The organism is uncultured Campylobacter sp., assembly GCF_937890585.1.
Classification (GTDB): Bacteria; Campylobacterota; Campylobacteria; order Campylobacterales; family Campylobacteraceae; genus Campylobacter_A.
Genome location: NZ_CALACG010000182.1, coordinates 1 through 2,428, shown reverse-complemented (window position 1 = coordinate 2,428; position 2,428 = coordinate 1). Strand labels below are relative to the sequence as shown.

Sequence of the window (2,428 nt, the reverse complement as noted above, 5' to 3'; positions counted from 1 at the left end):
GCTTAAGAGCATATGCAGGTGAAAAGGCAGCGCCATGACTGGCGAGAGCAGGCCCTCAGCCTTTGCCATGAAAACAACCCCTGTTAAAAGTAGTGGCGCGGTTGCCCCTATGGCGTAGCTGCCAGCAAGTATTAAAATAGATATGATATTTTTTCTAATAGTTGGCAAAACTAGCTTTCTAGCCATGAAATTTTTATCAACGCCAAGTGCGAAGCTATCTCTTAACATCTTTTCATCGATCTGCGAGATCACCTTTTCAACGCTCACTTCAACAAATGGAAAGACCATTAAAGCAAGCGTAATGCTAGCTGTTAGTAGGCTCTTTGGGATATCAAGACTAACGATAAAAAGTCCATAAACAAAGATACCAAGCAGGATAGAGGGTATCGAGGCCATCGTTTGGATGATAAATTTAAGCCCGAGCTTGATCGTGCTAGAGGTGCAGTAAATTTGCCTATAAATGGCGCAGCTAACGCCAAGAAGTGCTGAAAATATCATAGATAGGATCATCAGCAAAAATGATCCTATGATGGCGTCTTTTATGCCGCCACTCTCACCTAAATTTAAACCTTGCGGATTTTTGGTTAGAAAGTCTAAATTTATCTGAGAGATGCCATTTGCAAAGATGAAATAAAATATCCAAAATATCACCGCAATGACGATAAAAACACAAAGATAAGCGTAAAATTTGACTAAAAAATCCTTAAAAGCGTTCATTGTTTTTCTCAAATTTAAAGATAAAAATATTTAGCACAAATATAAAAACAAGCAGGACAAATCCGCTTGCAATAAGAGCGTGGTAGTGCAGGCTGCCAGCCTCGCTCATGCCCATTTCAAGGGCTATTAGCGATGGTATGGTCTGTGCTTTTGAGAGTAAATGCGGAAAAAGCGGGGTGTTGCCTATGACCATCATCACGGCCATCGTCTCGCCAGCTGCTCTGGAAAATGCAAGTATAAAGCCTGAAACGCTAGCTTTTATCGACTTTCTTAAAATGATCTTACGTATAAAGTATCCCGTGCTTACGCCAAGTGCGTCAGAATTTGTTTTGAAATTTTGCTTTAGCAGACCCACGCTTTGAAGCAGGTGCGATGTAAAAAATGGCAGTATCATGACGCTAAGGATCAGACTTGCTGCTAGAACTGACTCTCCAGCGGACATTTTTAACCCTGACTCTAAAATTTTTACAACCGTGTAAAGTGCGAAAAATCCGTAGATGATCGAAGGTATGCCAGCTAGTATTCGTATCATCCAGTCTAGCACATGCCTAAGCCAAGCGCTCGCAAAAAAGCAGATAAAGATAGTAACGCCAAGCGAGATAAAAAATGAAAATATGCAAGCTAAAAACGCAACTGCGAAATTTGCGAGCAGGATATTAAAAAGTCCAAAGCTAAATGGCTCTGTGCTAACGTCCCATTCGTCATTTAGTAAGAAGTCAAAGAGGCTTACCTCTGCAAAAAAACTCGTGGAATTTAGTAGTAAAAACCCCACGAGTAAAAGCAAAAGCATGGCGGATAAAAGTGTGAAAAGATATACCCCGCCTTTAAAAATTTGCCCTGTCATTGGCTATTTTACTGGTATAAATCCCATTTTTTCGATAGTCTTTTGACCTTCGGTTGAATTTAGCACATCAACAAAAATTTGCTCGCTCTTGCTTAGATCGCCACTTTTTACGATGATGAGCGGACGAGAGATGTAGTATTTGCCATCAACTATATTTTTAACAGTTGGCTCGACGCCGTCAACGTTTAGTGGTATTAGCTTGCCTTTGTTTTGGTTTGTGATACCAAAAGAAGCGTAGCCAATAGCATTTTTATTTTCGATGATCTTTGAGACAAGTGCGCCCATTGATGGTGACTGGATGACGTTTTTGCTAACTTTAACGTCTTTCATTATCTTTTTTTGAAAGACTTCATGAGCACCGCCGCCAAGATCTCTTGTAACTACGACAATTTCATCATTTGGTAGGGATTTGTCAAGGTCGCTCCACTTTTTATACTCACCTGAGAAAATTTTGACGATCTCATCTTTGCTTAAATTTCCGCCCTTTAGCTTTATCACCTCATTTTCTGGGTTTACAGCCACGCAAAGTGCATCTATGCCAAGCGTATAGGCTTTCATATCCTTGATTTTTGCCTTTTCACTATCTTTTATATCGCGAGCTAGCATGCCAAAGTCAGCGACATGATCAAGCACGGCTTTCACGCCAGCGCCAGAGCCACCAGCTGATACGAAAATAGTGATATTTTTGTTTGGCAAAGTGCTATCTGCTTTATCCCAAGTCTCGTACTTTTCGATAAAGTCGGTTGAAATTTTAGCGATGACTGGAGCTAGTGTAGATGAGCCACTAAAGCTAACTTGCGTTTTTTCGTCCGCACCAGAAGCGAAATTTAAAGATAAAAGCAGCATTGAAGCGGCCAACATAAGTGA

General features: G+C 40.7%; 3 protein-coding genes. All 3 read right to left on the bottom strand.

The window, feature by feature from the left end; translation table 11 throughout:
• On the bottom strand, nt 1–717 hold a 717-nt coding region (locus Q0296_RS05370; protein WP_298037625.1), incomplete at its 3' end, for a PstA family ABC transporter permease.
• Nucleotides 704–1,561, bottom strand: a complete 858-nt coding sequence (pstC, locus tag Q0296_RS05365; protein ID WP_298037623.1) for a phosphate ABC transporter permease subunit PstC — start codon at nt 1,559–1,561, stop codon at nt 704–706. The genes pstC and Q0296_RS05370, both read right to left, overlap by 14 nt.
• Before the next feature lie 3 nt (nt 1,562–1,564).
• Nucleotides 1,565–2,428 (bottom strand): phosphate ABC transporter substrate-binding protein (locus Q0296_RS05360; protein WP_298037616.1); only part of this gene is annotated, 864 nt, incomplete at its 5' end.